We start from the raw sequence: 26,011 nt of genomic DNA, 5'->3' as shown, positions 1-26,011 counted from the left end.
GGCGCGCTTATGCTGTTGCCCTTCATGGATGTAAAGGATTTCGCGACATGGTCGTCAAGTACGCCGTTTTACCCCTGGTCGCACTGCTAACCGTGAGCACGTCGAGCGCCAGCGCCGAGAACCCGCTTCGCATCGAAAGGCTTCAGCCCTGTGGCGAGCGCTTCAGCCAGCCGACACAAACGTTTTGTCTGGTGGCCAGCGGGCTTGAAGACGATGACGTTCAGCTCATGCTGAGCGGTTCACCCCTTGTGCCCTCTCGCATCGAGCGCCAAGGGCAAAGGCTTCGCGTCACGGTTGACGGCGAGACACAAAGCGCCCCGCTGTGGCTCGAACAGCGCCAACGTCAAAGCAACCCGGTCTGGCTGAGCCTTCAGGGGAGTCATGTGATCGCCGCCACCGACGACGAAGTCGCCGAGAACATGGACGGTGTCACAAGCTACGTCGATCTGATCAGCCTGATCATCGAAGAGGAGTACGACGGCCTGGAGGAGGCGCAGCGACTGGCCGAGAAGTACGGCGCCGAGGTCGTCGGCCAGATCCCGCCGCTCAACACCTACCAGCTGCGCCTGCCCGTAGAGGACCTGGTCGCCCGCGACGCGCTGGTGCTCAGGCTCGGCAGCGAGCTCAGCGTGGATGCCGTGGTGGTGGAAGAGTCGAACGCCGAAGAGAGTACTGAAGACGGTATCGAGCAGGACGCCAGCCCCCCGCCCGAGGCTCACGACCAGGAGTGGGCGGCGAACCGTTTTCTGGACGCGGTGAACTTTTATCAGCGGCGCCTGAATCCGGATCACGACGATATCGACACCCACCCCGTGCGTATCGGCGTCATCGAGCGCAACGTCGATTTCGATACCCCGGACTTCGCCGATTACCTGGGCGACTGCCGCCAGAGCGCAACGCGCACCTGCGTTTACGCCACCGACGCCGCCGAACCCGACGGCCACGGCACCACGGTGGCGGGCATTCTGGCCGCCGCCTGGAACGAGGGTGGCAACAGCGGTTTTTTACGCGGGCTCGACAGCGTCGGCCCCGGCTTCGATGTCATCGTCGACCGCGGTTCGGATGCCGGCATCACCGCCAACGTGGCCGCCTCGGTCAACCTGGTGGAGGACGGCGCCCGCCTCCTCAACTGGAGCTTTGGCATTCACCGCGTGGGGACCGTCGATATCAACGGTGACGAGGTCGACTCGCTGGTGCGCTCCGGCATCGCCATGGACGGCTATGAGGAGCTGCTCGAGGAGTTCTTTTTATGGCTACGCCGCGAGCACCCGGACGTGGTCGTGGTGAACTCGGCGGGTAACGCCTCGTCGTTCTCCGGGCGCGACGACTACCGCCTGCCCTCCTCCTTCGTCACCGACCAGCTGTTCGTGGTCGGCGGTCACGAGCGAAGCGGCGAAGAGGTCGCCGTCGAGGACGTCCGCTACGCGATCAAGCGCGACGCCTCGAACATCGACATGCGCGTGGATATCACCGCCGCCGCCTGCGTGCGCGCCTCCACGGCCCGCGAGGGCGAGCAGGGTGAGCCGCACTGCGGCACGTCTTACTCCACACCGCTGGTGACGGGCCTGCTGGCAGCCATGATGTCGATCGACCCGACCCTGACGCCAGCGCAGCTGCGAATCCTGTTACGCCGCAGCGCCCTGCCGATCGGCGAGGAGTTCGATTTCGAACCCACCGACGCCGACGATCTAACCGCCCCGATCCTGCCCTCCGAGCGCGCCCATGATCTCAACCACCCGGATATCGGCCTGTCCGCCCGGCTCGATATGTACAAGGCGCTGGATCTGACGGTGCAGAGCTTGGAGCGGGCGCGCTGAACGGTAGTACTCAAAACGCAAAAGGCACCCTTGGGTGCCTTTTGCGTACTGCTTCAAGCGTCAGCGCCCGGGCATTTGCATTTCCTTGACCACGATATCGCCATCAACCACGATCGGCTCATCGTCAAGAAACAGCGAACAGCCTCGCATGGGGATATCCAAATGACAGGCCGTATCGTTGGGGCCGCCAAGCTCGTTATTGGGGCCGGTAGAGAACATCACATTACCGTAGAAGCTGCGCGGCTCCATGCCCATACCGCCGGGAAATTCGCCGGGCACCATACGATGCCACTTGGCATTCGGGTTCATCCCCCAGCCCACATGGCTCATGCCGAGCCCGCGCTTGTCGTCGAAACTCTCCATGTAGGATTTGACCAGCTCGGCATCCAAGCCGCCGCGAATATCAGTGATCCAACCCTTTTCGATGGTATAGGTAATCGGCTCACGAACGTACATATTCTGAGGCAATAGAATGTCGCCAGGGGCCACCACGATCGTGCCGTCGACACCGTCATCGTCGCCGCCAGTGAACACAAAGCCCGAGGGCCAGTGATCCCACCGCCCCGGTTCATCAGTACAGGCGTATTCGGCAACCGTTGGATAAGTGTTCAACTTATAGGTTACGTCCGTGCCGTGGGGCGAGGTAATGCGCATGACCTTGGCTTTTTCAAGCATCGCTGCGCCAATCTCGACTTTCTCTCTGAGCTCCCTGGAAGGCAGCATGCGCGCCAGCAATTCCGGCGGTTCCACCGCCGTGAGCACGCGCGTCCCCGCGTCCTGAATAGCCATCTGCTCCGGTGAAAAAAGCAAAAAGATACAGTCGATGAGCATATCGCAGTTTTTCAGCGCTTCAACGGCATCCGGCATGGCGGCGAGACCGGTGGTTCCCACGTTCCAGCCACCCATCACGGAGGGTGGAGGCAGGCGCATATGATACATATTGGCGCCCAAGCGCCGGCCGGCGGCCATGAACGCATCGGCGTAATCAAGACGCTCGTTGCCTTGGGTGAGCACGATGAGCCGTTCGTCAGATTTGACCCCGGACATTTTCAATTGGTGAATACAAATTTCGGTAAAGCTTGCGTGATCCATAACGCCTCCTGAAGAGCGTCGATGAGGGTGCGCCCTCTGCGTCAGCGCAGAGGGCGGTTAAGCCCCGTTCAATGCATCAGACGGTGGCTTTGCTGTCAGCGCTGCTCGAAGTATTAGCCGACATGCGCTTTTTACGGCCCAGTTCGTCGGTAATCGCGCCCAGAAAGGCATCTGCGGAAGCCTGGTCGGGTTGAGTGGCGAGGCTCACGCCAATGAACAAGACCGTAGAGACGACGATGCCCCAGATGCCAGAGGGTAGGCCAAGCAGAGAGTTACCGGTGGCATACATGCCAAGTACGAAAACGCTGGTACCTACCACGCTCGCCAGAGCGCCAGCGCCGGTACCGCGTTTCCAGAAGAAGGCGCCGATGATCGCAGGCACCATAGCGACCAGCCCGGAAGAGGCGGCCACCGACAATACGGCGATCAAATCCAGCTGCAGTTCGGCAAAGCCCAGCGCAAGCAGTGCAATGATCGGTACGACGATTTTCCCCATCATCAATTGACGCTTCTCGTCGACACCGGGCTTGGCATTGGCATAGACGTCACGCGAGAGCATCGAGGCTAGCGTGAGCATGATCGAGTCAATGGTCGACACCGCCGCGGCCATGATGCCGATCATGACGATCACACCCAGCAAAGGCGGCACGAACTCGGAGGCCAGCAGCGAGGGCGTGGCCAAGTCCGCTCGCTCGAGCCCCGGAAAGGCAGCGAGCGCGGAGAAGCCCCAAAGCACCGAGACCAGTGTGTAGATGAAGCCGAACCCCAAAAAGCCAATCAGCATCTGGCGCATCGAGCGCAGCGAAGACGGCATGAACAGGCGCTGGCTCACCTGCGGGTTGGAAAGACTAAAAAAGAACCAGGGAATGCATAGCCCCATGAAGGTAACGAAGCTGAAAAGCCCGGATCCCGGCACGCTGAGCGAGGCAGGATGATCGGCTTGAAGCGTGCCGAACAGTCCGCTAAAGCCGCCCAGCCCCTGGATGACCAGAAACGCCACCAGAGTCGATGCCACGATCATCATCAGCGCCTGTAATGAGTCGGTCCACATCACTGAACGGATGCCCGCTATATAGGAAAAGAAGATAGCGATCGCGGTCGCCATCACCACGCCCGTCGTGAAGTTGATCGCACCATCGGTCATGCCTTCCAGCAGATAGCCAACACCGGCAAGCTGTACGGCGGAATAGGGGATCAGGAAAATACAGCTGGCCACGGAAACGGCCATGGCTACCCGCTTGCTGTTATAACGGTGCCCCAGCATCTCGCTGGGGGTCACGAAGCCGAACTTCTTACCGACCGCCCAAAAACGCGGGCCGAAGATCGCCACCAACGAAACGCCGGCGAAATAGATAATCTCGAAGCCCAACGCCCCGACCCCGCCGGCGTAGGTAAGTCCGGCAAGGCCTACCATCATGAAAGCGCTATAGGTGGTGGCGCTGTAGCTCAGCGCCGAGACGAACCCGTTCATCTGCCGGTTGCCCAGAAAGTAACCCGACATGCTCTCCGCCGGGCCTTGGCGAGATAGAAAGGCGATACCGACCGCGATCAATAGATAAATGCCGATGGACCACCAAATCATCGATTCAGTCATTGTCGTGCTCCTCGAAATCCTTGGTGATATGAACATTCAGCACAATGATGGCGAGCCCTGCACAGCTCCACAGCAAAAAGCTGCCGTACCACGCGTTGATATTGGTCAGCAGGGTGTACGGCACAAGGCAGCTCAATAGCACCACCAGCCAGACGGCCCATATCCACTTGCTTCGTTTCATGATCCACCTCGTTTTGTATCGTTAGGAAGAAAGGTCGTGTTGTTTTAGTGAGGTTGGCGTGTTTCAGCGACGCGTTGTTCGAGTTGTTGCCACATGGGCGCCTCGGGCGCGAAGCGCGCCCGTAGATAAGCCGTTAACGTTGCGACCTGTGTATCGCTAAAGCTGTCGGCGAAACCAGGCATGCTGCCCGTACCGGGAACGGCGGTATCGTGTACACCGCCCATGATCGATTGAATGACGTTGTCAGGCCGGTCACTGTGCAGATTGGTATTGAGTGCAAGCGAGGTTGAAGCCTTGGTAAACCCAGGCACGCCGTTATCCACATGGCAGGCCGCGCAGGCGCCCTGGAAAAGCTGCGCCCCCTCTTCCATGCCTGCAGGCTCAGCGCTCGTGGCGGCGGTCAAGCGCTGGGCCTCGGCTCGAGCCGAAGAGGCGTCTTCGGCCGGCGCTTGCATCTGCTGCGCCACATAGTGGGCAATTGCGCGAACGTCGTACTCTGGCAGCTCGCCGAGCCCGGCTACCACCGGCGCCATCGGCCCTGAGGCAACGCCGTGCAGCTCGGAGCGCCCATGGCGCAGGTAATCGAAGAGCGAGCTTTCGCTCCAGGCCACCGGCGAGCGCGACAGTGTATTGAGCGCCGGCGCCTCCCACCCATCTACTACGGCGCCCGCCAGGTACTGCTCGCCCTGCTTCTCGGCGCCCATTGCATTGCGCGGGCTATGACAGGCGCTACAGTGTCCAAGCCCCTCGGTTAGGTAGGCGCCACGGTTGTATAGCTCGCTCTGGGTAGGATCTGGCTGAAAGGGCGTGGGGTCATGATAGAGCGCCTGCCAAGGCGCCATGAGCGCACGCACATTGAAAGGAAACGTCAGCGCGTTTTTCGGTGCCGGCGCAGACACCGCCGGCTGTGCCATCAAGTAAGCGTAAAGCGCCTGGAGATCTGCATCACTGGTCTTGGCAAACGCGGTGTAGGGAAACGCCGGATAGAGGTGGCGCCCGTCGCGACCGACCCCCTCGCGCATGGCGCGCTCGAAGGCCGCAAAGGACCAGCTACCGATGCCCGTCGCTTCGTCTGGGGTAATGTTGGTGCTGTAAAGTGTGCCGAAGGGGGTCTCGAAGGCGTGTCCGCCGGCATTGGTGGCCCCACTCTCGGTCGTGTGGCAGGCGGCGCAGTCGCCCGCCGCCGCAACCAGCCGTCCCCGCTCGATGGTCTCGACAGAGTAGAGGTTGGCACCGGGCCGGGTGATCGGGGTGATCGCTCCTTTCCACGGCCAAGCCATGACCGCACTGCCCGCCACCGTCGTCAGCGCCGCCGCCGCGAGCCAGCGCCGCCGAGTCGCCTTCTTGCGCGGTGGCTTCGCACCGGGCGGTAAGCCTTTTCGACATTCGGGATCCTGTTCGTCAAGGGCCTGGCGCACGCGCCCGGCGGTGAAGGGGGGCTCGCGAAAACGCACGCCGGTGGCATCGAACAGCGCATTGGCGATAACGGCGACGCCGGGGGCAAATTCGGCGTCCTCCAGGACCAAGGGCAAGGTGGATGAATCCGCAGGCTTTGAGAACGATGACGTCGAAAGTTCTGTCGTGCGCGTCGCGAGCGCGTTTGAAGAAGTCTCCGGCGTCTGACCATCACCCCACTCATCGAAGGTCGGGGCGCGGCCGAGCAGCCCGCGCGATTCGCCCAGCACCCGCTCCTGGAGGGTTTGCTGAAGGTGTGCCGTGTCCACCTCGTCGCCGCTATCCTGTCCTACCACCAGCCGCGTCAGCCGGACATCGCCGGTCACGCGGTTGACGTCGACATCGGCAATCCAAGCGGAGCGCACACCGCTTTCCAAGCGCTGGTGGCGGTCGGGAAGCTGGGCGTAGGCCAAGCCTCGCCCTTTCAAGACGTCGCTCGCGGATGGCTCTGCTGGCTCTTTCTTCGGCCAGCCGGCCTGACGAGCCACAGAAGTAAGCAACTCGCTACCCCGGTCATCGTCCAGGTGATCCAAACGTAGCGTTAACGGGTCCTCCCCCCTCGCGTGGGCGAGCTCATCGACGAACGCCTCGCGAGCAAAGGTCTGCTGCACGTCCTGAAGCGTCATATTGGCCGCGGGCCGCTCACCGGTGTGCGCCGACAGGTGCGATTTTTCGAAACGGTAGGGGGTAAAAAGCAATGTTTTACGTTCGGTCTGCGCCCCGAGGGTCGCCCGCCCGCTCAGCAGTAGCCCAACGGCCGCGACTTCGCCGTTGGCGTAGGCCTGACGATACCGATAATGCGAAATGGTTGCATCATTTTGGTGCGTCGCACTCAGCATCATACGCTGCGCCCGACCCAGCGCTTTCACGTCGGCTTCGTACGCCGCGCTAAGCCATACGGCCACCGGGGCGCCGACCGCCTTCGCCAGCAGCGCCGCATCCACGGCGGCGTCGTCACCACAGTGGCGACCCAGCCCTGTAGCCAGTGCCTTGCCATCCGGGGCATGCAATGTGATCGCCGTACCATCGACCGATGTGGCCAGACTCAGATCGTGGCGCAGCGCCTCGGGGGTGGCGGTTCGCGTCCATACATTCAATGCAGCGTCGCGGCTTTCAGCGATCACCCATTCCGGTATCTCGCCCCAGCGCAAGCGGCTTGGCCAACCATAATCGCGGGCAAACGCGTCTTCTGTGTTTTGTTTTTCAAGAAGGGTTTCGCGCTGCGTATTAGCCACCGAGGCAGGCTTCTCCCAGCGAAGCACCAGGTGCTGGGCCGCATTGCGCGCGGCCTCAAAGGTCGTTGCGACCACCCCGACAAAATTACCTTCAACGACAACACGTGTCTCGCACCCCAAAGCACCAATCGAAGTGTCATCGACGCTTATCAACCGGGCGCTTTCGAAGCGCTCGCCGGTCCAGCCATAGGCAGGCGGGCGAATCACCACGCCATAACGAAGCCCGGGCAATTGAGCGGGCAGCGTCTTTTGTGCTGAAGATGAAGCGCCCAGCGACTTACGCATCCAGGCCTCCCCGCCGGTCGGCCTCAAGCTCCACGGCCAGGTGCGCCGCCGACAGAATTTCCAGGTGAGTACCGCAGCGGCATAGGTTGTGATCGAGCGAGGCCAGTATCTGTTCGTCGGAAGGGGTGGCGGTATGGTTAAGCAACGAGCGAATACTAACGATCATACCGTTCAGACAATACCCGCACTGGGCGGCTTGGGCGTCGATAAAAGCCTGCTGCACCGGATCCAGGCGCTGATGTTCGGCAAGCCCTTCAAGCGTTGTGATCTCGAAGCCTTGCACCGCGGCTACCGTCAATACGCAGGCGCGCGCCGCGACGCCGTCGACCAGCACGCTGCACGCCCCGCACTCGCCGAGTCCACAGCCATACTTCGGCCCATTCAGCGCCAGGTCGTTGCGCAGAACGGCCAGCAACGGCGTATCCGGAGAAACGGCCAATGTATGGTGCTGGCCATTTACGTTTAACTTCAGCGTCATAGGGGATGACCATCGTTATTGTTGAAGTCGTCTGTCGTTGGTGGTGCGTCTTAAGCTCTACTGCTTAGCAGATCTGCGTTTTAGTGCAGCCAAGCGATGCCGCTATTCGCTTTTAAAGCAGCGTTTTTTCAAGCCGACCCGATGGTTGGGAAATCGACTCGGCACCATAGAAGTGCATACCTTTAAAGCCTGGGCATTAACAGTGCATACGTCTTAAATAAGGCATATAAAACGTATATCATTCCCGCTGCATTACAATCAAGTCTTAATTAAAAAAACCTATAAATTAATTAATAATGTTTAAATTCATTAACTTATAAATTAAACACACTATACGAAGAGTTTAGATAACTGACGTGCGTTTTTCCTTGACCAAAAAATAAATGGTGTATACGTTATTTAAAAAGAGATAATGGCTACTTTTAAGAGGCCTTAGGCGCTCTCATGGCGCCAGCCATACGCCAATAAAAAGCGAGGAAACGACTCCATGAACGATAAACCCACCATTGCCGTTATTGGTGCAGGCTTGGGCGGCGCCGCGGCGGGCGCCTTGCTGCAACAGGCTGGTTATCCCACCAAGGTGTACGAACAGGCCCCGTCCTTTTCTCGCTTGGGCGCAGGCATACACTTAGGGCCCAACGTGATGAAGGTCATGCGTCGCATCGGCATCGAAGACAAGCTCGATGCCATGGGGTCTCACCCGGATTACTGGTTCAGCCGTAACGGCATGACCGGTGAATATCAGTCGCGCATCCCCTTGGGCGAATACGCCCTGGAGCACTACGGGGCGTCTTATATCACCGTGCACCGCGGCGACTTACACGAACTCATGGTCGACACTCTTGATCAGGACCAGCTCTTTTTCGACAAGCGCGTGACCGACGTCGACGACAACGGCGACAAGGTCCGTTTAACCTTCGCCGACGGTACGGTCGAAGAGGCAGATCTGGTAATCGGCGCTGACGGCGTCAACTCGCAGATTCGCGAAAAGCTACTGGGTACGGAAGCACCGATTTACAGCGGCTGGGTCGCCCATCGGGCCATCATCTCTGCCGAGAAGCTCAAGGCGTATAACCTGGATTTCGAAGCCTGCGTAAAGTGGTGGTCCGAGGATCGCCACATGATGGTCTATTTCGTGACCGGCGATGAAAAAGAGTACTACTACGTGACCGGCGTGCCGGAGCCCGATTGGAACCACGGCACGTCTTTCGTCGACAGCTCTCAGGAAGAGATGTTCGAGGCCTTCAAGGGGTACCACCCGACCGTTCAAGCGCTGATCGAATGCACCGAATCGGTCACCAAATGGCCGCTTCTGGAGCGTAACCCCTTGCCACTTTGGCACGACAACCGTCTGGTGCTATTGGGAGACGCTTGCCACCCCATGAAGCCGCACATGGCCCAAGGCGCCGCCATGGCCATTGAAGACGCCGCCATGCTGGTGCGTTGCCTGGAAGAAGTGGGCGCAGACGACTACCACGCGGCTTTCGAGCTTTACCGCTCTAACCGCTTCGAGCGCGCCTCTCGCGTGCAAAAGGTGTCCCACGACAATACCTGGCTTCGTGAAGAAGAGGACCCGGCTTGGGTCTTTGGTTACGACGTATTCGAAACACCGCTGAAAACACCGAACACCGCCAACGAGGAGAGCCCGACATGACCTCTAACAGCACATATCAGTACGGTGCCAACGTTCACGCCAACGGTATTCGTCAGCACTATCTGCGCTTTGGTGGCGAGGCCTCAAGCACCGGCCAACCGCTGGTGATCATCCCGGGCATCACCAGCCCCGCCATTACCTGGGCGTTCGTGGCTGAGCGGCTGGGTCGCCATTTCGATACCTACGTGCTCGACGTTCGCGGGCGCGGGCTGTCCTCGACCGGCCCAGAGATCGCCTACGATACCAACACCTGCGCCGATGACGTCGTGGCCCTCGTCGAAGCCTTGGGTCTCAAGAACGTTGTTCTGGCCGGACACTCCATGGGCGCGCGCTTTGCGCTTCGCGCCATGAATCGGGGTGCCAGCGGTATCGACAAGCTGGTGTTGATCGACCCGCCGGTCTCCGGCCCTGGTCGACGAGAGTATCCCAGTAAGCTGCCTTGGTACGTGGACTCCATCAAGGACTGCACCGAAGGCGCCGACATCGACACCATGCGCACCTACTGCCCCACCTGGAGCGAGGAACAGCTTCGCCTACGCGCTGAGTGGCTGCATACCTGTTACACGCCCGCCATCGTGCAGACCTTCGAGGAGTTCCACACCGTCGATATCCATCAGGACTTCCCAAGCATCGAGGTACCAACGCTTTTGATCTGTGCAGGCAAGGGGGGAGTGATCCAGGCAGAAGATCGTGAAGAGATTCAGACTCTGCTGCCGTCGATTCGCATCACCACCGCCGACAAAGCCGGCCACATGATTCCATGGGACGATTTCGAGGGCTTCTTCACCGCCTTCGACGATTTTCTTGGCACTTCACTTTAAGAGAGCGCTGCCATGACTTCTGATAACAAGACCTACCGTATCGGCCAGATCGTGCCGAGCTCCAACATCACCATGGAGACGGAAATCCCTGCAATGCTGACCGCGCGTCAGTTGATCAGGCCGGAACGTTTCACGTTCCACTCCAGCCGTATGCGCATGAAAAACGTCAGCAAGGACGAGCTGGCCGCGATGGATGGCGAATCCGACCGCTGCGCACTGGAGCTTTCCGACGCCGCCGTAGACGTCATGGGATACGCCTGTCTCGTGGCCATCATGTCCATGGGGCCGGGCTATCACCGCGAGTCTCAGAAACGCCTGCGCACCCGCACCCAGGAAAACGACAGCGATACGCCCATCGTAACCAGCGCTGGCGCGCTGGTCGACGGCCTGCACGTGATGAAAGCCAAACGCGTGGTGGTCGTGGCGCCCTACATGAAACCACTCACCGAGATGGTGGTGGACTACATTCGCCAGGAGAACATCGAGGTCGTCGATTATCGGGCGCTGGAAATTCCCAATAACCTGGACGTGGCGCGCCACGACCCGGCCAACCTGCCGGATATCGTGGCCAGTCTCGATCTGACCGACATCGATGCCATCGTGCTATCGGCTTGTGTCCAGATGCCCTCGCTTGCGGCGGTGCCCAAGGTCGAGGCGCTGACCGGTAAGCCGGTGATCACCGCCGCTATCGCCACCACCTACGCCATGCTCAAGGCGCTGGATCTCGAACCGATCGTGCCCGGCGCCGGGGCGCTGCTCTCGGGCGCTTATCAGGAGTAACGGTCATGGCGACACAGGACAGCTCGGTTCAGGACAACTACCGGGGCGTATGGGACGGCCGGATTGGCTTCGGGCGGAAAGCAGCGCTGCTGGTGGTGGACTTCATGAAAGGCTACGTGCTGGAAGAGTCGCCGCTCTACGCTCCCGGGGTGGTCGAGGCCGTGGCCAATATGCCGGCGCTGCTCGACGCCGCCCGGCAAAGCGCCACCCCCATCATCCACACCAACATTCTTTACCACGCCCCCGAGCAGATCGACGGTGGTGTCTGGGTGAAGAAATCACCGGTGATGCGCGCCATGGTGGCGGGCAATCCGTTTGCCGAGTTTTGCGACGAAGTGACGCCCGCGCCGACGGAGCCGGTCATCACCAAGCAGTACGCCAGCGCTTTCTTCGGCACCTCGCTTGCCTCGATGCTGGTGGCGATGGAGGTCGACACGATTATCGTCACCGGCTGCTCGACCAGCGGCTGCATTCGCGCCACTGCCGTTGACGGGCTGCAATACGGCTTTCGCGTCATGGTCGTGCGCGACTGCGTGGGCGACCGCCACCCGGACCCACACGAGGCGAACCTGTTCGATATCGACAGCAAGTACGGTGACGTCATCGATCGGCAAACGGCCATCGATCATCTCCAGAAACGCTGACCAAAACGCCCGAGAGACCGCTATTTTTCGGGCGTTTCCGACCAACGACTCATTATTCACCACTTAAAAAAAGGAGCCCCCTCAACGCACGCCTTCACTCACCAACAACCACAACAAACGCTTCGCGTTGATCCCCCCTGACCCCTTGATAGGTAACCGACATGACCTTTCGCCGCTTGATCGTAGCTTCCACCCTGGGCCTGGCCCTGAGCTCCAGCATCCTGGCCGATGAATTTCCCGACCGCGCCCTCACTCTCGTCGTGCCTTGGCCCGCTGGCGGTGCGTATGACCTAGCCGCACGCCTGATGGCCGACCACGCTAGCCGCGTGCTTTCCGTGCCCGTGGTGGTGCAAAACGTAACCGGCGCTGCCGGCTCTACCGGGGTTCGCCACGTGGCCGAGTCCGCCGCCGATGGCTACACCCTGGGGATGATGGGCACCCATGCCATTGCCCAGAGTTACATGAACCCTAATGCGACGCCCCTAGACGAACTCGATCCGCTGGTCTTCATCGGCCCGGAACCCGCTGCCCTTGCGGTAGGAAGTGGCACTGGCATCGAGGACCTGGACGCCTACCTCGACATGCTCGAAGGCGCGCCGGGTGCGATCATCAACGGCAACGATTCCCCCGGCGGCTTCTCCTTTATCGCGGCCAGCATGCTCGAGGCGCAGTTCGACGTCGAACTGACCAAGATCCCTTATCAGGGCTACGCACCGACGCTTTCGGCGCTGCTTTCTGGTGAGGTGATGTCGGCACTTTTACCGATACCGCTGCTCGCTGACCAGCACGAGTCGGGTCAGCTCAAACTGCTGGGGGTCGCCGCCACCGAACGCCATCCCTTCGCCCCGGACATCCCTACCTTCCAGGAGCAGGGCTACGACTTCACGGCGGAGGACTTCTTCATGCTGTACCTGCCTCAAGATGTCTCGGATGAGCGCCGTGACGCCTTGGCTTCAGCCTTCTACACGCTGCTCGAGGATGACGATTTTCAAACAGCAGCCAGCGATGTGGGCCTGGTGATTGCTCCCAAGGACCGAGAGGCCACGAATCGCTACCTTAGTGACCGCGCCGACGAGGTCTACGGTATTCTCGAAGCCGCCGGGTTGGTGGATGCCGAGCTGACGCGCTAAGCACGCAAGCTCTGGTTCGTCTTGTCTTGGGAGATAACACCATGCGTTCGTTTGCCTCTCGTATCGATCGCGTTGCACGGCGCGACCTGGCCTGCGGGCTCTTGTTCAGCACCGTCGCCCTGGCCGGTTTTTTCGACCTTTATACCAACCCGCAGTTGCTGGATAGCCTGGGCCGAGGCCCCGACCCGGGGCCGGCGCTTTTACCACTGGTCATACTGAGCCTAATTATGTTCGGCGGCGTGCTGCTGTTGCTCAAGGGTATGGCCGGCTGGGCGTCGAAACGCCGTTCACCTGCCGAGCGGCAAACGCCAGACGCCGCGTTCAGCCGCCACGCCCATGCCGCGGCGCTACTCGCCTCGCTGCTGGTATTGCCAAGCGTCGAGAGTTGGCTGGGCTTCATGGTAGCCGCCTGGCTGTTTGCCGCGCCGTGGCTGGTCTGGCTCGAGTATCGCCGCCATGCAAAGCGCCGCCGCGCTCTACTGGTGGGTATCACCATGGCCGCGATGCTCGCGCTTTCGCTGCACCTTATCTTCATCACACTGCTCGGGGTGGCGCTATGATGCCCAAGCCAGGAGACGATTATGCTGATCGATAGTTTCTTCACGGCGCTATTGACGACGCTGCTATCCCCCTGGGGGTTGACGCTGGCGGTGCTGGGCACCCTGCTGGGCATCGTGCTTGGTGCGCTGCCCGGGGTAAGCTCCACCATGGCGCTGGCCATTTTATTGCCATTAAGCTTTGGCATGGACCCAGCATTTGCCATTCTGTTTTTGCTCTGTGTCTTCGTTGCCAGTGTCTATGGCGGCTCGATCTCGGCCATTTTGATCAATATTCCCGGCACGCCCGGCGCCATCGTCACCCAGTTGGACGGGCATCCGCTGGCGCGCGCAGGCCGGGCCAAGGAAGCTCTGGTCTATGCACTGGTGGCCTCCTCCATTGGCGGGGTCGTTGGCTTGGTGCTTTTGGTGCTCATCGCACCGCTGCTTGCCTCGATCGCCATGAGCTTTAGAAGCCCGGAGTTTACGGCGATCGCGGTATTCGGTCTGGTGCTTTTAGCTTACGCTTCGCCAGGTTCGACGGTGCGCGGACTTTTGGTCGGTGCCATCGGACTCTTATGTGGCATGGTCGGCTTTGACGCCTTAACGGACGTATCGCGCTTCACCTTCGACACGCGCGGCCTGCAAGGCGGCATCGAGCTGGTGCCTCTGTGCGTGGGGCTGTTTGGTCTTGCCGAGGTGCTCAGGCACTTGCACGGAACTCACCGCCCCACCCCGGAGGTCGACGCAAGCGCCACGGCCATGCCGCTGCCCGGAATTGGCCAGATCGCCAAGCGCTGGGCATCGATGCTGCGCGGCTCGTTGATTGGCGCGCTGGTCGGCGCCGTTCCCGCCGCCGGCTCGGCGATTGCGGTGGCCATCGCCTACGCCCAGGAAATACGCTTTTCCAAACACCCGGAGCGCTTTGGCCATGGCGCCATCGAAGGTGTGGTGGCGCCCGAAGCCGCCAATAGCTCGAGCATCGGCGGTACATTGATCCCCATGATGACCCTGGGCGTACCGGGGGACGCGATCACGGCGGTGTTGATGGGGTCACTGCTGATCCATGGCCTGCGCCCGGGGCCGATGCTATTTGCCAACAACCCGGAGTTCGTCTCGAGCCTTTACGCCGGATTCTTTATCGCGCTGCTGCTCACACTGGTCATCGGCCTTTTGCTGATGCGCTGGCTGCCTTGGGTGCTGCGCATTCCTTCTCATACGCTGCTCATCGGCATCGCGTTACTCTGTGTGGTGGGATCCTATGCGATTCGCAGCAGCATGGCGGACGTCTACATCATGTTGGCATTCGGCGCGGTGGGGTACGTGCTGTATCTGTTATCCCTGCCTGCCGCGCCGCTGGCGTTCGGTTTGATTCTCGGGCCTTTACTCGAGGAGAACCTGCGTCGCAGTTTGCTGCTGGGACGGGGCTCCTGGGAGGTGTTTCTACACAGCCCGATCGCCCTGGGCCTGATCGGCCTATCGATTCTGGCCATCGCCTTGCCGCTACTGGCCCCGCTTTGGGTGCGCCTTGGCAAGGATATCAAGCGAGCGAAGCTACCGTGACGCAGTGCTGTGCGGACAGGCAAAGCGCGGTCTTAGGGCAGCGTATCGGCATTCATTTTTTCCAGCAGGTGCATCAGCGCGATACGCTCGGCCGGGTTGAGGTTCGCCATGGTGGCGTCGCTGGTCTCTTTGGCCTTGGGCACCATCGCTTCCACCAGCTCCTCACCCGCCTCGCTAATCACGACCATCACCTTGCGCTGATCAGAAGGATCCGTGCTCAAGCTCACCCAGCCACGTGCCTTGAGCCGTTTGATCACGCCTCGAATGGTCGCGGGATCGATGGCCGTCGCATTGACGATATCGGTCAAGGAGCTAGGACCGCGCTCCATGACCGTACATAGCGTCACGAACTGAATGGCGGTGAGCTGCTTATCGGTGGTATGACGCTGAAAGATCGCAATGTGGCGCTGATACGCCTTGCGCAATAAATGTCCGACCTGCTCGGAGAAGTCGTATCCCTGTTGCGATGGCGTGGCATGGTCGTGGTGTGTGCCATCGTGCGCTGAACGATCCGATGTCATTCAAACTCCCTGGAGTAAACGTTGATTTTTAAACGATGTGAAAAGTAAGCGGTGGCACTGAAAAGCCGGGGCTTATAAAGAAAATTCTTTTCACGCAAGGCAAACATACGACATATGCCAACTATTTATGGTGTGTACATTATAATTTCCTATTAAATGCAAGCAACCCTTGATCCCCAGCCGAGCATTTCATCAAGGTTCTCAATAATGGTTTTAACGGCGTTTCAATGACAATAACGCGGGAGGCTCCCTTGAGCAGCAACGACCACAGTGGCGTTCATTACGACCGTCAAGCACTCTTGAACGATAATGACCTGCTCATCGTTTATCGAGACGCGCTGCCCTCGCCCATACCGGCGCCCGGCCAACCGGGTACCCACTCGGATTTCGTACCGACCGAGCCGGAGCTCTTCGTCGCCATCCTGGCCGATGGTCGCGTGCTGGCGTTCAACGGGCATGTGGATCTAGGCACGGGGATTCGCACCGCACTGGCCCAAATCGTCGCCGAGGAGCTCGGTACGCCACTCAACGCGGTCACCATGGTGCTGGGCAACCCTTTTGAAGTGCCCAATCAGGGCCCAACGCTTGCCAGCGCCACCATCCAGATCACCGCCGAACCCTTGCGCCGTGCCGCCGCTCAAGCGCGCGAACACCTGCTGGATCTTGCAACGCGGTATTTCGGTGTCGAACGTGCACTTTTGGTCTGCCGCGATGGTTGCATTACGACTGAAGGAGGTGCCTTGCCAGCAGTAGCGTATGCCACACTGCTCGAAGGCGCCCGCCACGCCTTGAAACTCGATATCAACGCGCCGTTGAAATCCGCCGATACCTATCAACTGGTGGGTCACTCCTGCGCCCGTGTGGACATTCCCGGCAAAGCCACCGGGGCGCTGACCTTTGTACATGATGTGCGTGTGCCCGACATGCTGCATGGGAGGGTGATACGGCCACCCTACGCGGGCCATGACCGCGGGGCCTTCGTGGGCACTTCGCTAATCTCCGTCGACGTTGCCTCGGTCAAGCTCATGCCCGGCGTCATCGAGGTCGTCGTGATCGGCGATTTCGTTGGCGTGGTGGCCGAGCGCGAAGAGCAGGCGGCCAGGGCCGCCCGCCGGCTTAAGGTGACCTGGCGCACGCCCGAGTCGTTACCCGACCTGGAGAATGTCGAGCAGGCACTTGTCGGGCTCAAGGCCACCCGGCGCGTGCTGCTCGAAGAAGGCGAGGTAGACGCGGCGCTAAACACGGCAACGCATCGCGTGCAGCGCCGTTATCTCTGGCCCTTTCAGCTTCACGGCTCGATCGGCCCATCGTGTTCGGTGGCCGATTACCGTGAGGGCAAAATCGAAGTCTGGTCCGGCACCCAGAACCCGCACAGCCTGCGCGCGGATCTGTCGCGCCTAATGGGTTTGGACGAAGGCGTCATCACCGTGACCCGCATGGAGGCGTCGGGCTGCTACGGGCGCAACTGCGCCGACGATGTGGGCGCCGACGCAGCGCTCCTTTCCCGGGCCGTCGGCAAGCCGGTGCGCGTTCAGCTCACACGCGAACAGGAGCATCTATGGGAACCCAAGGGCGCGGCTCAATGCATGGAGGTCGATACCGGCATCAATGACTACGGCGAACTTGAAGGCTATCGGTTCGTTACCCGCTATCCTTCCAATAACGCGCCGACGCTGGCGCTTTTGCTGACGGGCACCCAAGCGCCGAGCGACGTACCGTTTCAAATGGGCGATCGTACCTCGGTTCCCCCGTACCGCTACCGCCATCGCTATATCGCCTCAGACGACGTGCCTACACTGGTACGCGCCTCCTGGTTACGAGGCGTCTCCGCCATGCCCAACGCCTTCGCCCACGAAAGCGCCATCGATGAATTGGCCTACAAAGCGGGCGAAGATCCGGTGACCTTTCGAGTACGCCACTTGAACGATCCAAGAGCGGTGGAGCTAGTGAGCGCTCTGGCCGAGCGCGCGCATTGGGATGCTCGACCGGCATTCAGCACGCCGCGCTCGAACGACGGCTGGCACTACGGCCGGGGTTTCGCCTACGCCCAGTATGTGCACAGCAAGTTTCCGGGATTTGGAGCAGCACTCGCTGCCTGGGTCGTCGAACTCAAGGTTCACCCTGCTAGCGGTCGTATCGTCATCGAGCGCTTGTACGTCGCCCAAGACGCTGGGCTGATAGTGAATCCGGCGGGAGTACGTCATCAGGTACAAGGCAACATCATTCAAACGCTCAGCCGCACCCTCAAGGAGTACGTTTCTTTCGAGCAAGGCATGCCGGTCAATCGTGAATGGGGAAGCTACCCCATTTTGCGCTTTTCAGAGTTACCCGACATACAGCTTTTGATGATTGAGCAGCCCCACCAGCCGCCGCTCGGAGTGGGCGAGTCTACATCGCTGCCCGGCGCTCCGGCGATTGCCAACGCGCTGTTTGACGCAACCGGTATTCGTTTTACTCGCCCGCCCTTCACCGCCGAGTCGGTTAGAAGGCTTCTTAAAGAGCCGATTACGGTATAAACCATATCGGCACGATCGATGAACAAGGAAGGCGGTGTTATGAGAGTAGATGTACCGACGGTTGGATCGAGTCCACTGTCTCCAGCGCCAATATACTTTTAAGCCAAAAAACAACAACGATCTTTAAACGAAAATAAAGCAAGATGCCGACCTTTTAGCTCAAGTTACCCACGGATCCGCCGTTATCAGTTAAGTAAAAACACTAACAATGTATCTATGCTCGCGCCGGCTCGGCGGCGCCCGACTTTTTTCTACTGGGGATATCAATGAGTAAGTTTGCTCGTCTTTCGTTAACGCAAAAGCTGCTTTTCGCGGTCGCGTTACCCTTGCTGGCCGTGGCGCTCGTGCTGGGCGTGGTGGTCAATTTTCAACTTAATCAGGCGATACCGTCGCTGATCAACAATACTGCCGCTCGTCAGGTAGACGCGCGTGCCGACGAGATAGGTCGCTGGATCAATGGGCTGCGAAGCTGGAATGCAACGCTTGCTCAGGATGAGCGGCTGGCCGAAGACGTTCCACTCTCTTCCCATCTCGAGTGGCTTGCCAAACGCTATCCCGACAATGGCGCTATCGAGTCACTGTTTTTTGCCAACGCTCAGGGGGATACGCTGACTCACGCCGGCGTGCGCCTGGATATTTCCGAGCGGGGTTATTTTCGCGAGCTGGTCGTCGACGGCACCGCGGATACGCTGCTGGCAGATCCGGTGGTTTCCATGGTGAGCGGACTACCCACCGCGCTGATCGTCGATACCGTGTTCGATGATAGCGGCAACCGCATCGGCCTTTTGGGTATTACCGTGGCCATGTCCGCCGTTTCCGATATCACGACGAACATCAATGTCGGCGAAGGCAGCTACGGCTGGATGATCGATAGCCAAGGCCAGGTCATTGCCCATCCGGAAGAGTCATATCGCCTGGCACTCAACTACACCGAAGGCGATCAGACCCACGGCTATGAAGGGCTGAGTGCCTTGAGTGCGCAAATGCTTGATGGCACGCCAGGTGCCGGCGAGATCACCATGCCAAACGGTGAGCACAAGCGACTGATGTGGAACCCCGTCGACGGCACGTCCTGGGTCGTGGGTACGACCATCCCCATGACGGTGTTCACCTCGGTGACCCACGGGCTTTTGCTTTCGCTACTGATTGTCGGGCTGGTGCTCTTCGGGCTCTTGCTGGTCGTGGTGGCGCTGGCTGCACGCCGCGCGCTGGCGCCCATCAAACATACCGCCAGCGCCATGGCGGATATCGCCCAGGGCAAGGGTGACTTGACGCGCCGGCTGGAGGTCAAGACGCAGGATGAAGTGGGTGATCTGGCGAAGGGCTTCAACGCCTTCGTCGAGCGCATGCAGGGCACGTTGCTGGAAGTGCGTAATAACGCGCAGACGGTGCTAATCGGCGCCGGCGACATCGCCGATGGCACCCGGGAGCTTTCGTCGCGGACCGAGCAGGCGGCGGCCAATTTGCAGGAAACTTCCGCGTCGATGGAGGAAATTCATTCGACGGTCGCGCATACCTCGCAAGCGTCCGAGCAGGCCAATGGCCTCGCCTTCGAAGCCGCCGGGGCCTCCCAGCGCGGTAACGAGTCGATGCGCCAGATGCAGACCAAGATGCAGGCGATCAACGAATCCTCACACAAGATCAGCGACATCATCGGCCTGATCGACTCGATCGCCTTCCAGACCAATATCCTGGCGCTCAACGCCTCGGTCGAGGCGGCGCGCGCCGGCGAGCAGGGTCGCGGCTTTGCCGTCGTCGCCAACGAGGTGCGCACCCTGGCCAGCCGTTCGGCCACCGCCGCTCAGGATATCCGCGCGCTGATCGACGTCTCGGTCAGCCACACCCAGGAAGGCAACCAGATCGTCGATGCGGTCGCCCAGCAGATGGGCGCGATCCACAAGAGCATCACTCAGGTCACGGACGTGATGGGCGAAATCGCCGCTAGTGCGCGCGAGCAGACCTCGGGGATCGATCAGGTCAACACCGCGGTAGCAGAGATGGACACCATGACCCAGCAAAACGCCAGCATGGTCAGCCAGAACGCCTCGCTCGCCGCGCAGATGCGCGAAAACGCCGAGCGCCTGGACCGGCTGATGAGCGAGTTCGTGCTGGGCAACGAGTCGCCTTCGTTCGCCTCTGCGCTCTCCTCTACCGGACGCGCTTCAGCAGGGCCTTCTGCGTCTCAGGGCACCTCCGCGCTGCCCTCGCCGGCCAAGCCCGTCGCGTCGCGCAAATCACAGCCGGAAGTGGCGGAGTGGGAAGAGTTCTAACGCCTCGGACCGATGTCACGTTTACCCTTGAAGGGCTGTCCGTCAACAGCGGCCCATAAAAAAACCCGCGATCCTGGATCGCGGGTTTTTCGTTCCGGCCCGGTGAACTCAGTCCACCAGCGGCAACAGCGTATTCAGGCTTTCCCGCGCATCGCCGTAGAACATGCGACTGTTCTCCTTGTAGAACAGCGGGTTCTCGATGCCGGAGTAGCCGGTGCCCTGGCCGCGCTTGGAGATGAACACCTGCTTGGCCTCCCAGACCTTCAACACCGGCATGCCGGCGATCGGGCTGTTCGGGTCTTCCTGCGCCGCCGGGTTGACGATGTCGTTGGAGCCGATGACGATCACCACGTCCGTCGAGGCGAAATCGTCGTTGATTTCGTCCATCTCCAGCACGATGTCGTAGGGCACTTTCGCCTCTGCCAGCAGCACGTTCATGTGTCCCGGCAGGCGGCCGGCGACCGGGTGGATGGCGAAACGCACCTCCTTGCCGGCGGCGCGCAGCTTGCGCACCAGGTCGCTCACCGCGCTCTGTGCCTGGGCGACCGCCATGCCGTAACCCGGCACGATGATGACGCTATCGGCATCGTTCAAGGCGCTGGCCACGCCGCCGGCGTCGATCGCCACCTGCTCGCCCTCGATCTCCGCCGCCGGGCCCTGGCTTCCACCGAAGCCGCCGAGGATAACGTTGACGAAGTTGCGGTTCATCGCCTTGCACATGATGTAGGAGAGAATCGCGCCCGACGACCCCACCAGCGCCCCGGTCACGATCAGCAGGTCGTTGGAGAGCGTGAAGCCGATCGCCGCCGCCGCCCAGCCGGAGTAGCTGTTGAGCATCGATACCACCACCGGCATGTCGGCGCCGCCGATGCCCATGATCAGGTGGTAGCCGATGAAGAACGCCAAACCCGCCAGTACCAACAGCGTCCAGAAGCCGGCGCCGTTGAGATACAAAATGGCCAGCAGCAGCGAGAGCACCGCCGCACCCGCGTTGAGCAGATGCCCGCCGGGCAGCTGGCGCGGCTTGCCATCGACCTTGCCGGCGAGCTTGCCGAACGCGATCACCGAGCCGGTAAAGGTCACCGCGCCGATGAAGATGCCGAGCACTACCTCGACCTGCAAGAACGTCAGCTCATCTGGCGCCTTGGTGGCCACCAGCGCGGCGAACGCCGAAAACTCCTGCATCACGCCGTCGGCAGCGCGCGCCGCCAGCACCCGGCGACGCTCGAGATCCGCGCTCCAGGCGACGAACACCGCCGCCAGGCCCACGAAGCTGTGCAGCGCCGCCACCAGCTGGGGCATCTCGGTCATCTCGACCTTGCGCGCCAGATAGGCACCGATCGCCGCCCCGATCGCGATCATCGGAATCAGCCAGCCATAGCCGCCGATACCGGGGCCGAAGGCGGTGAACAGCACTGCCACCGCCATGCCGACGATACCGTACCAGACGGCGCGCTTGGCTTTTTCCTGATTACTCAACCCGCCCAGCGAGAGGATGAACAACACACTCGCCGCGATCGCCGCGGCGGATACGAACCCTTGACTCAGCATACCGTTTCTCCGCCGCTCAGGATTTCTGGAACATGGCGAGCATCCGGCGTGTCACCAGAAAGCCCCCCACGATGTTGATGGTCGCGATCAGCACCGAGATCGCCGCCATGAGCGTGACGATCGCGCTACCGGAGCCGATCTGTAGCACCGCCCCCAAAATGATGATGCCGGAAATCGCGTTGGTCACCGCCATCAGGGGCGTGTGCAGCGAGTGGCTCACTTTCCAGATCACCTGGAAGCCGATGAAGCACGCCAGCACGAAGACGATAAAGTGCTGCATGAACGAGGCCGGTGCGACTTGGCCGAGCAGCAGCATCAGTGCCCCGCCCACGGCCAGAAGCGTGGCCTGGCGTTTGGTCTGGGATTTGAAGGCGGCGGTCTCTAGAGCCTTCTTCTCCTCGGCAGTGGGCTCTTTCTCCTTTGGCTTGGGCTTGGACGCGCCGATCGCTTTCACCTTCGGCGGCGGCGGCGGGAAGGTGACGTCATTCTGGTGCGTGACCGTAGCCCCGCGAATGACGTCATCGTCCATGTTGTGATCGATCACGCCGTCCTTTTCAGGCGTCAGGTCGGTCAGCATGTGGCGAATGTTGGTGGCGTACAAAAGCGATGACTGTGTGGCCATGCGCGAGGGAAAATCGGTGTAGCCGACCACGATCACGCCGTTATCAGACACCACCCGCTCATCGGGCTTCGTCAGATCGCAGTTGCCGCCCTTCTCGGCGGCGAGATCGATGACTACCGAGCCCGGCTTCATGGCCGCGACCATGTCCTCGAGCCAGAGCTTCGGCGCAGGCCTGCCGGGAATCAGCGCGGTGGTGATGACGATGTCGACATCGGATGCCTGCTCGCGGAAGCACTCGAGCTGCTTCTCGCGAAATTCCGGGCTCGAGGGCGCGGCGTAGCCGCCGCTTTCCGAACCGTCCTGGGCGTTGTCGAAGTCGAGAAACAGAAACTCCGCGCCCATCGATTCGATCTGCTCGGAGACTTCCGGGCGCACGTCAAAGGCGCGCACAACGGCACCGAGACTGGTCGCAGTGCCGATGGCGGCAAGCCCGGCCACGCCGGCGCCGATCACCAGCACCTTCGCCGGCGGCACCTTGCCCGCGGCGGTCACCTGGCCTGTGAAGAAGCGCCCGAAGTTGTTGCCCGCCTCGATCACCGCGCGGTAGCCCGCGATGTTGGCCATGGAAGAGAGCGCGTCCATCTTCTGCGCCCGCGAGATGCGCGGCACCATGTCCATGGCGATGACCGTCGCGCCCTTGGCGCGGCACTTCTCGAGCATCGCCTCGTTCTGGGCCGGCCAGAAGAAGGAAATCAACGTCTGGCCCTCGCGCAGGCGCTCGGCCTCCTCATCAGAAGGCTCGCGCACCTTGATCACGACCTCGGCGGCCTCGAAAATCGCCTGGGCGGTATCGACCACCATCACCCCGGCGTCGCGGTAAACCTGATCGTCGAAGCCTGCGGCCACGCCGGCCCCGGTCTCGATCAGGCACTCGTGGCCCAGCTTTTGAATCTGCCCCGCGCTCTCCGGGGTGAGGGCGACCCGCGCCTCGCCCCGGCTGCTCTCTTTTAGTGCGCCTATTTTCACTCGTCGTCTCCCCTGAATGAGAAAGCCCCGCCGCGCCTACTCGCCAAACGTCGGCGCGGCATCGAAACGCGGCCCGGTACAGAGCCGCCTCTTGTTGTCCAGCAGTGTTATCTACCCAGGCACCGGTAATTTCAAAACCACCCGCAATCTCAAAACCAGCCACTATGTAGTAATATTACGTTCATCACTATTCGCATTTCGGCTAAGACGCTTAAACCGTCGTCCTGTCACCCATCGATCTATCACCCATAGCCCTATCACCCATAGCCCTATCACCTATAGCCCTATCGCCCGCGGCCTTGGGCGCTTCTCGCAAAGTATAAGGACTGCGGGTTAGCGTCTTTTGGTCAGTACGTCGTTCACCGCGTCTAAAAACGCCACCCGGGACGGCTCGTGGGGCGTGGTCAAAAGGCTCCCACCGACGAACAACAGCGTTGCGACGGCGATGCCCCAGATACCCGCCGGTAGCCCCCAAAGCGCGTTGCCGGTCGCGTACATCGTGAGAACGAACGCGCTGGTGCCCAGAATGCTCAAAAGCGCGCCGAACGCCGTACCGCGCTGCCAGAAAAACGCGCCAATGATCGCCGGCACCACGGCGACCAGCCCCGACGAGGCAGCCACAGAGAGCACCGCGATCAAATCGAGCTGAAGCTCGGCAAAGCCCAGCGCCAATAGCGCGATCACCGGGACGACGAACTTGCCGACCAGCAGCTGGCGCTTTTCGCTCACATCATTTTTTACGTGCGCATACACGTCCCGCGAGAGCATCGAGGCCAGCGTCAGCATGATGGAGTCGATGGTAGAGACCGCCGCCGCCAGAATACCGACCATCACGATCACGCCCAGAAGCGGCGGAATGAAGTCGGAGCCCAACAGCGTGGGGGTGGCGAGATCCGCTCGCTCGAGCCCCGGAAAGGCCGTCAGCGCGGAAAAGCCCCATAGGATGGACACCAGGGTATAAACGAAGCCAAACACCATGAAGCCGATCAGCATCTGGCGCATGGCCGAAAGCGACGCCGGCATGAACAGCCGCTGGCTCACTTGAGGGTTGGAGAGACTAAAGAAAAACCACGGGATACTCAGCCCCAGAAACGTGGTCAGGCTGAAAAGTCCGGAACCGGGGACGGTCAAGGCGTCAGGGTGTTCGCGGGCAAGGGTATCGAACAGCTCGCCAAAACCGCCCAGCGCCTGAATGACCAACAGCGCGACCAGCGTCGAGGCGACGATCATCACCAGCGCCTGCAGCGAATCGGTCCACATGACCGAGCGGATGCCCGCCACATAAGAGAAGAAAATCGCGATCGCGGTGGCCAGCAACACCCCGGTGGTAAAACCGATCGCCCCGTTGGTCATGCCCTCCAGCAGATACCCCACCCCCGCGAGCTGCACCGCGCAGTAGGGAATCAAAAAGATACAGCTGGCGATCGACATCGACAGCGCCACGGCCTTGCTGTGATAGCGAAAACCGAGCATTTCGCTGGGCGTGACGAAGCCGAACGCGCGGCCGACCGCCCAGAAGCGCGGCCCGAAAATCGCCACCAGCGACACCCCGGCGAAGTAGATGATCTCGAAACCGAGCGCGCCCACGCCGCCGGCGTAGGTCAGCCCGGCAAGCCCTACCATCATGAAGGCGCTGTAGGTCGTCGCGCTGTAGCTCAGCGCCGAGACGAAGCCGTTCATCTGCCGATTGCCCAAAAAGAAGCCCGACATGCTCTCCACGCCCTTCTGGCGGGAGAGAAAGGCGATCATCACCGATACCGCAAGATAAGCGGCAATGGCCATCCAGATCATCGACTCAGTCACGATCGTGCTCCTTGAACCCCTTGGTAATGAACACGTTCAGCGCAATCACGACGACGCCCGCCACGCTCCAAAAAAGAAAGCTGCCGTACCAGGCCGCCACGTTTGAAAGCAGGGTATAGGGTACCAGGCAGCACAGCACTACCAGCATCGCGATAGCCCCTATCCACTTGTCCCGCGCCATAGGTCACCTCGTTGTGTTGTTTTTAAGTCCAGCGAGCAAGCATACACGCCAGGTCGCCGTAAACGCTTCCCTGATACTCAGGTAAACGCCGAAACCCCATAACATAATGCAAAATTTCGCCATTTTAATTAAATGCGAACATTTTTATTAAAGTCGTCGCCTCGTGAGTCGTTATTACAACGGGTGCCGTAGCCCTGGGCAAGCTTCTCCGCTCGACCGATTCGCCAGCGTACGAGGTCGTGTTGTGCCCCGGTCGTAAAACGATGCCGTAAAACGATTCGTGACAACCACGCCGTCAAATAATGTCGTAAAAACC

The 26,011-nt window shown here is 60.8% G+C and carries 20 protein-coding genes; 10 read left to right on the top strand and 10 right to left on the bottom strand.

Annotation, left to right across the window (positions count from 1 at the left end):
- Window positions 1–47 precede the first annotated feature (47 nt).
- Entirely contained in the window at window positions 48–1,817 is a 1,770-nt protein-coding gene (locus RN347_RS01690; protein ID WP_311959643.1) for a S8/S53 family peptidase, read from the top strand.
- Between the two features lie 60 nt (window positions 1,818–1,877).
- Here the strand turns inward: RN347_RS01690 and RN347_RS01685 are convergent, their stop codons facing one another.
- The 5 genes from RN347_RS01685 to RN347_RS01665 all read right to left on the bottom strand — a co-directional run bounded on the left by RN347_RS01685 (window position 1,878) and on the right by RN347_RS01665 (window position 8,137).
- Window positions 1,878–2,909, bottom strand: coding sequence for a leucyl aminopeptidase (locus RN347_RS01685; RefSeq protein WP_311959641.1), 1,032 nt, complete (start codon window positions 2,907–2,909; stop codon window positions 1,878–1,880).
- 76 nt (window positions 2,910–2,985) lie between these two features.
- A complete protein-coding gene (locus tag RN347_RS01680; RefSeq protein ID WP_263585347.1) occupies window positions 2,986–4,503 on the bottom strand; it encodes a sodium:solute symporter family protein in 1,518 nt (505 codons plus the stop codon).
- Window positions 4,496–4,684, bottom strand: coding sequence for a hypothetical protein (locus RN347_RS01675; RefSeq protein WP_263585348.1), 189 nt, complete (start codon window positions 4,682–4,684; stop codon window positions 4,496–4,498). The genes RN347_RS01680 and RN347_RS01675 overlap by 8 nt, the downstream gene beginning before the upstream one ends.
- A gap of 44 nt (window positions 4,685–4,728) precedes the next feature.
- Window positions 4,729–7,659 (bottom strand): c-type cytochrome, encoded by a 2,931-nt coding sequence (locus RN347_RS01670; protein ID WP_311959638.1) that lies wholly within the window; start codon window positions 7,657–7,659, stop codon window positions 4,729–4,731.
- Window positions 7,652–8,137 carry a (2Fe-2S)-binding protein gene (locus RN347_RS01665; RefSeq protein WP_263585350.1) on the bottom strand — a complete coding sequence of 162 codons (486 nt, stop codon included), beginning with the start codon at window positions 8,135–8,137 and terminating at the stop codon, window positions 7,652–7,654. Before RN347_RS01665 ends, RN347_RS01670 begins: the two co-directional genes overlap by 8 nt.
- Before the next feature lie 487 nt (window positions 8,138–8,624).
- On the opposite strand from RN347_RS01665, the gene RN347_RS01660 reads away from it, so the two are divergent.
- The 7 genes from RN347_RS01660 to RN347_RS01630 all read left to right on the top strand — a co-directional run bounded on the left by RN347_RS01660 (window position 8,625) and on the right by RN347_RS01630 (window position 15,265).
- Window positions 8,625–9,791: an FAD-dependent monooxygenase gene (locus RN347_RS01660; protein ID WP_311959635.1), complete on the top strand. Its 1,167-nt coding sequence runs from the start codon at window positions 8,625–8,627 to the stop codon at window positions 9,789–9,791.
- A complete protein-coding gene (locus RN347_RS01655; protein WP_311959632.1) occupies window positions 9,788–10,612 on the top strand; it encodes an alpha/beta hydrolase in 825 nt (274 codons plus the stop codon). The genes RN347_RS01660 and RN347_RS01655 overlap by 4 nt, the downstream gene beginning before the upstream one ends.
- Before the next feature lie 12 nt (window positions 10,613–10,624).
- Window positions 10,625–11,392: an Asp/Glu racemase gene (locus RN347_RS01650; RefSeq protein WP_311959630.1), complete on the top strand. Its 768-nt coding sequence runs from the start codon at window positions 10,625–10,627 to the stop codon at window positions 11,390–11,392.
- Window positions 11,393–11,397: 5 nt separating this feature from the next.
- Window positions 11,398–12,036, top strand: a complete 639-nt coding sequence (locus tag RN347_RS01645) for an isochorismatase family protein (protein WP_311959628.1) — start codon at window positions 11,398–11,400, stop codon at window positions 12,034–12,036.
- Between the two features lie 161 nt (window positions 12,037–12,197).
- Window positions 12,198–13,166 (top strand): tripartite tricarboxylate transporter substrate binding protein, encoded by a 969-nt coding sequence (locus tag RN347_RS01640; RefSeq protein ID WP_263585354.1) that lies wholly within the window; start codon window positions 12,198–12,200, stop codon window positions 13,164–13,166.
- A 41-nt stretch (window positions 13,167–13,207) separates the two neighbouring features.
- Window positions 13,208–13,726, top strand: a complete 519-nt coding sequence (locus tag RN347_RS01635) for a tripartite tricarboxylate transporter TctB family protein (protein WP_311959625.1) — start codon at window positions 13,208–13,210, stop codon at window positions 13,724–13,726.
- Between the two features lie 21 nt (window positions 13,727–13,747).
- Window positions 13,748–15,265 carry a tripartite tricarboxylate transporter permease gene (locus tag RN347_RS01630; RefSeq protein WP_311959623.1) on the top strand — a complete coding sequence of 506 codons (1,518 nt, stop codon included), beginning with the start codon at window positions 13,748–13,750 and terminating at the stop codon, window positions 15,263–15,265.
- Between the two features lie 32 nt (window positions 15,266–15,297).
- On the opposite strand, the gene RN347_RS01625 is transcribed toward RN347_RS01630, so the two are convergent.
- Window positions 15,298–15,786, bottom strand: coding sequence for a MarR family winged helix-turn-helix transcriptional regulator (locus tag RN347_RS01625; protein WP_263585357.1), 489 nt, complete (start codon window positions 15,784–15,786; stop codon window positions 15,298–15,300).
- Window positions 15,787–16,037: 251 nt separating this feature from the next.
- Between RN347_RS01625 and RN347_RS01620 the strand changes: the two genes are divergently transcribed.
- Together RN347_RS01620 and RN347_RS01615 are read left to right on the top strand one after the other, a co-directional pair.
- Window positions 16,038–18,302, top strand: a complete 2,265-nt coding sequence (locus RN347_RS01620; RefSeq protein WP_311959620.1) for a molybdopterin cofactor-binding domain-containing protein — start codon at window positions 16,038–16,040, stop codon at window positions 18,300–18,302.
- Window positions 18,303–18,568: 266 nt separating this feature from the next.
- Window positions 18,569–20,572 carry a methyl-accepting chemotaxis protein gene (locus RN347_RS01615; protein WP_311959617.1) on the top strand — a complete coding sequence of 668 codons (2,004 nt, stop codon included), beginning with the start codon at window positions 18,569–18,571 and terminating at the stop codon, window positions 20,570–20,572.
- A 108-nt stretch (window positions 20,573–20,680) separates the two neighbouring features.
- Here RN347_RS01615 and RN347_RS01610 read toward each other — a convergent pair whose 3' ends face one another.
- The 4 genes from RN347_RS01610 to RN347_RS01595 all read right to left on the bottom strand — a co-directional run bounded on the left by RN347_RS01610 (window position 20,681) and on the right by RN347_RS01595 (window position 25,695).
- The gene (locus tag RN347_RS01610; RefSeq protein ID WP_311959613.1) at window positions 20,681–22,123 is read right to left on the bottom strand and encodes an NAD(P)(+) transhydrogenase (Re/Si-specific) subunit beta; all 1,443 of its coding nucleotides are present in this window, start codon (window positions 22,121–22,123) and stop codon (window positions 20,681–20,683) included.
- 16 nt (window positions 22,124–22,139) lie between these two features.
- The gene (locus RN347_RS01605) at window positions 22,140–23,711 is read right to left on the bottom strand and encodes a Re/Si-specific NAD(P)(+) transhydrogenase subunit alpha (RefSeq protein ID WP_311959610.1); all 1,572 of its coding nucleotides are present in this window, start codon (window positions 23,709–23,711) and stop codon (window positions 22,140–22,142) included.
- Between the two features lie 333 nt (window positions 23,712–24,044).
- A complete protein-coding gene (locus RN347_RS01600) occupies window positions 24,045–25,514 on the bottom strand; it encodes a sodium:solute symporter family protein (RefSeq protein WP_311959607.1) in 1,470 nt (489 codons plus the stop codon).
- Complete coding sequence (locus RN347_RS01595; RefSeq protein ID WP_263585363.1) at window positions 25,507–25,695, bottom strand: hypothetical protein; 189 nt, start codon at window positions 25,693–25,695, stop codon at window positions 25,507–25,509. The genes RN347_RS01600 and RN347_RS01595 overlap by 8 nt, the downstream gene beginning before the upstream one ends.
- Between the last annotated feature and the right edge of the window lie 316 nt (window positions 25,696–26,011).

The sequence above is a fragment of the Halomonas sp. PAMB 3264 genome, from assembly GCF_031954245.1.
Taxonomy (GTDB): domain Bacteria; phylum Pseudomonadota; class Gammaproteobacteria; order Pseudomonadales; family Halomonadaceae; genus Vreelandella.
This window is presented reverse-complemented; position numbering and strand designations above follow the sequence as displayed.